Consider the following 5116-nt stretch of genomic DNA (forward strand, 5'->3'; position numbering starts at 1 on the left):
GTGTTCAACACGATCGCCGCGATCCCCAAACCAGCCTGACCTCACATGCCCGCCCACGACATCACCACCCGGGGACCCGCCCACCGGCAGCGCCAGCCGGCACACACGCACGCCTACCCACGAAATCGATCCCGCCGTCAACCGACAGCAGCAGTCACACCGGCCCGTGAATCAGCGGGGCTAGGCCAACAGTCCCGCATCCGCACCCTGGCTCTCCCTCCCCGCCTCATCCTTCCCAGTGACGAGTGGCCGGCCGGATACCAGAAATTCGTGGGCACCCTCCATCGACCCCGCCCAGAACTGCGTGCTGTCGACAGCGCGCTGACCACGGCCGAAGCGCTGCTGAACTCTGTCCTCTCCCCCGACAACCCGATCACCGCCGGCTGCTGGTCCCCTGAACGGCGCAAGTGGCAACCACGACCTGTCCCCCCGGCATGAATAAGGAAACCCCCGCCCACACATTGCCCGGGTCAGGCCGGCAGGGCATCCTCTCGAACCGACGGCGGGGCGAACCGATATCCAGACGTTATTACAAGTAAACGATGCCGAGTTCACGATTTCGCACACCAGACCATCGCCAAGAAGCTTGCGCGCCCGTGGGGCTGAGGCACTGCGCGGTGTGCGGTCCTGACGGACGGCGGCGCCCACTGCTGGGGACTGAACCACTACGGGCAACTGGGCGACGGTTCCGCCGGTGACAGCGCGATACCCGTGACGGTGGACGGGCTATCCGACGTGGTCGCGATGAGCGTGGGAAGTATGCATTCCTGCACATCCCTCCGCGACGGTTCGGCACGGTGTTGGGGGAAACTTCCTCGGCTACCTGGGCGTGGACCCGCACCCTTTCGGCCACCGACCTCGGCCACTGACTCTGGTGACAGCGCTGTGCCCGTCTCCGCGTCGTCTCAGCAAACCCTCCTAGGCTTCGACCCGCGGTGTCACGCGGGTGACGACGACGCGGGTTCGACAGGCGGCCTGACGTGGTTCGCGGTGGAGGTGGGTGGCGGTGCAGCAGCTACTCGGTGTGTCTCTTCTGGAGACGCCGGTGCTGGCGACCCTGTGGGTGCTCGTGGTGGTCGGGTTCGCGGGCCTGTCGCTCGCCGGCTCCACGGGAGGGAAGAGTGACTCCCGGGATCGACGCCGCTGGTGGCTACGGATGCTGCCCGCGTGCACGGTCGCCGCCGTGCTGGTGACCGTGGCCGGCGGGGTCCTGGTCGAAGGGGTGTTCAGACCCTTCCCGGATGCGATCCCGCGGACGGTGTACGTGTGGATCGCCGTGTCCCTGCTCGCGGTGATGCTCGCGGTCACCTGCTTGGCCGGCGGAAGTACCTCCCGGCGCCCGTGGCGCGTGGGCGGAGTGGTGCTCGCAACGGTTGCCGTGCTCCTCGGCGCCGGCGGTCACGTCAACCGTGTGTACGCCGAGTTCCCCACCGTCGGCACCCTGATAGGAGTGCCGGAACACCGGACCGTCCCCCTTGCCGACGTCCTCGGGTCCGCCCCGACGACCGTCGGCGACGATCTCCCGCCCGGGACCGCCGTGGAGGAGGTGTGGACGCCGCCCGAGAACATGCCGACGAGCGGGGCGATCACCGAGGCGACGATCCCCGGGACCGCGTCGGGTTTCACGGCGCGGCCCGCCCAGATCTATCTGCCGCCGGCATACTTCGCGCAGCCTCGCCCACTGCTCCCGGTCCTCGTCCTGCTCGCCGGTCAGCCCGGCGCCCCCGAAGACTGGGTGGTCTCCGGGAGATTGCCGGTGATCGCGGACGCGTTCGCGGACCGGCATGCCGGGCTCGCCCCGGTCGTGGTGGTGGCCGACCCGATCGGGGAGTCGCTCGGGAACACGCTGTGCGTCGATTCGCCCCGGGGCGATGCCCGGACCTACCTGTCCGTCGACGTCCCGGCGTGGATCCACGAGAACCTGCAGGTCGCCTCGGGGCCGATGTCGATGGCGATCGGGGGGCTGTCCTTCGGCGGGACGTGCGCGCTCCAGATGGCCCTGTCCGACCCGGACGTCTTCCCGACCTTCCTCGACATGTCGGGGCAGGGAGAACCGACGATCGGCACGCGATCCGCCACCGTCGAACAGTTCTTCGGCGGAGACGAGGCGGCATTCCGCCAGAACAACCCCGCCGACCTGCTCGCGAGCCGGCACTTCCCCGGCCTGGCCGGCGCGTTCGTCTACGGATCCACCGACACCGAGTACGGCCCGGCGGCGAAGGACCTCTATGCAGCCGCGCTGTCCGCAGGGGTCGACGCCCACCTCACCGAGTTGCCCGGGGGGCACAGTTACGCCGTGTGGTCCGCAGGCCTCGAGCGCGAACTTCCCTGGCTCGCCCAGAGGACTGGGCTCATCCGATGAGGCCGACGATCTCCACCGTGCGCCGATACGCGGCCCGGGCATGGTCGACCTCCCCGGTCACCATCGCACTGCTCGCCCTGATGTGGGTGGTGGCCGCAGTGACCGGCACAGCGCTCCACGGTCCGGATCCCGAGTGGTTCGACAGGGTCGCAGCGGGGTCGGTGTCCCTGGGCCACGGATTCGTCTGGACCCCGATCACGTCCGGCCTGGTCGTCTCCGGCCTCGCCGATCTCCTTGTCTCCACCCTGTTGCTTCTGGCGGTGGGCCCGGTCGCCGAGCGCCTGCTGGGCGGGACCCGCCTCCTCGTCACCGCCCTCGCCGCTCAACTCGGAGGGGTTCTCGGCGGGATCGGTCGCGACCTGTTGGTCGGCATTCTGACCAACGGGGACAGGGGGGCGCCGGTGGCCCCAGCGCACTCGTGGGTCGATCCGCTGCCGTGGATCCTCGGGATCCTGCTGGCGGCGACGAGCCGGATGCCGACCCTGTGGCGACGCCGGATCCGCGCCGTCGTCCTGACTGTTCTCGTCACTCTCCTCTTGTTCGCCGGGCATCCCCAGGATGCGGTCCGGTTGTCCGGGGCACTCGCGGGACTTGCCGTCGGTGCCCTGCAGGCGACGGAGCGCCACCGCACCCCGCTGCTCGGCGGATCGGTCCGGGAGACCCGAACCCTCGTGGCCCTGGTCGTGGCGGCGACCGTCCTGGGCCCCCTCCTGGTCTCGCTCACCTCAGGCGCGGTCGGGCCCCTGGCGCCCCTGAGTCAGCTCGTACGCGAGGTGCCCTACACCCCGGCACAGGTGGCCGAGCTGTGCGAGGCCGCCCCGGGCGGGATCGACTGCTGGAACGCCAGACAACTTCTCCGCCTGACCGGGGTCGGTCCCCTCGCTCTCACCCTCATGCCGTCCGTTCTCATCCTCGTCCTGGCCGACGGACTCCGACGCGGCCGGCGCGCGGCACGCTGGTGGGCGCTGGCCGCGTACGGCACTCAGCTCGCTGCCTCAGTCGCTCTGCTCGTCACCGGACCCATCAACGGCGGCCACGGACGACGCCAACTGATCTTCGGGGCGGCCCCGCACGCGCTCACGGTCTGGGTGGTGTCGCCGCTGGTGGTGGTGACCGCGGTCCTGCTCACCCTGCTGGCCACCGGACGGTTCTTCCGCGTGCGGGCGAGCAGTCGCGCGTTCAGACAGTCGGCCCTGTCGATCACTGCGGTGGTGCTCGGCGGGCTCGTCGCCTTTGTCAGCCTCGGTGCGGTGGTCACGGAGGGCGTCGCGGCGTCCGGTCTCTCCGACCCGTCGATCGCCGAGCTCGCCCGCGACTATCCGGCTCGCCTGATTCCTCCTGCGTACCTGGGCCTGTTCGGGCCGACCCTACTCCCCGTCTCCGACGCGGCGACGGCGTTGTTCGAGTGGATCGGCGTCGCCGTCTGGGCCTGCGTCATCGTCGTCCTGTGGCGCCTTCTGCGGGCGCGGCGCATCGACGAGGACCCCGCGGCCCACGAGCGGTTACGGCAGTTGCTGCACACACCGGGCGGGTCCTCTCTGTCGTGGATGACGACCTGGGACGGCAACGAGTACTGGTTCACCGACCAGCACCCGCCGGGTCGCCGGTCCGCGGTGGCCTTCCGGGTGGTCGGCCGGGTCGCGCTGACCACCGGAGGCCCGGTGGGGCCGCCGGATCAGTCCGGCGCCGCGGCGCTGGAGTTCGCCGAACATTGCGCTCTGCAGGGGCTGGATCCCTGCTTCTACTCCGTCGACGACGAGCTGGCGGCGGCGCTGAGGGCGGCGGGGTGGTCCTCGGTCCAGGTGGCCGAAGAGACCGTGATCCCCCTGCCCGACCTGGCGTTCACCGGCAAACGGTTCCAGGATGTCCGCACCGCCCTGAACCGGGCGCGCAAGGAACAGGTGACGGCCACGTGGACGACCTTCGCCGAGGCTCCCCTGACGCTGACTCAGCAGATCGTCGCCATCTCCGAGGAATGGGTGGCCGACAAGGGTCTGCCCGAGATGGGTTTCACCCTCGGTGGAATCGACGAGCTACGCGATCCCGAGGTGCGTTTGCTGCTGGCCGTCGACGGGGACGACGTCGTTCACGGCGTGACCTCGTGGCTCCCCGTCTACCGAGAGGGTGTGCTCGTGGGCCTCACGTTGGACTTCATGCGCCGCCGTACCGGCGGCTTCCGTCCGACGACCGAGTTCCTCATCGCCTCCGCCGCGCTCACGGGCAAGGAGGAGGGCTTGGAGTTCCTCAGCCTGTCCGGGGCACCGCTCGGGCACGGTCGACGTGAACCGAGCGGGGACGGCCCGCCCGCGCCCCGGGACGCGTCGTCGTTGACCGGTGTCCTGGACCGCGTGGGGGAGACGCTCGAACCCGTCTACGGGTTCCGCTCGCTCCTGGCGTTCAAGGCCAAGTTCCACCCGGAGTACCGCCCTCTACATCTGTGCTACCCGGATGCGGCGACGCTACCGGCGATCGGTGTCGCGGTGGGACGGGCCTACCTCCCGAAGGTGGGACTCGGCCAGGGAGCCCGCCTGGTGTCCACACTGAGGCTGGCTCACACCACAGCGGGATGACCCGCAGGGCTGCACCGGTGCCACGGCTCTACTGCGGATGCCGGAGAGCGGCCACCGCGTGGTCCTTCGAGGGGTCCTTCTACGAACCCACTCGACGAGGACCGGCGCCGACCATCGCCATCCGCAGCGATGATCGGCGTCGGCCGTAGAAGCAGGCTCTAGGAGACTGCTGAACAAGCTGTGA

Annotated in this window: 2 protein-coding genes; both read left to right on the plus strand. The window is 70.0% G+C overall.

Going from position 1 to position 5116, the window contains the following annotated elements:
- Nucleotides 1–1006: 1006 nt before the first annotated feature.
- Nucleotides 1007–2362: an alpha/beta hydrolase-fold protein gene (locus G6020_RS12260; RefSeq protein WP_347237885.1), complete on the plus strand. Its 1356-nt coding sequence runs from the start codon at nucleotides 1007–1009 to the stop codon at nucleotides 2360–2362.
- A 17-nt stretch (nucleotides 2363–2379) separates the two neighbouring features.
- Entirely contained in the window at nucleotides 2380–4932 is a 2553-nt protein-coding gene (locus tag G6020_RS12265; protein ID WP_347238373.1) for a DUF2156 domain-containing protein, read from the plus strand.
- The last annotated feature ends 184 nt before the right edge of the window (nucleotides 4933–5116 follow it).

The organism is Dietzia sp. B19 (assembly GCF_014145155.1).
Taxonomy (GTDB): domain Bacteria; phylum Actinomycetota; class Actinomycetes; order Mycobacteriales; family Mycobacteriaceae; genus Dietzia; species Dietzia natronolimnaea.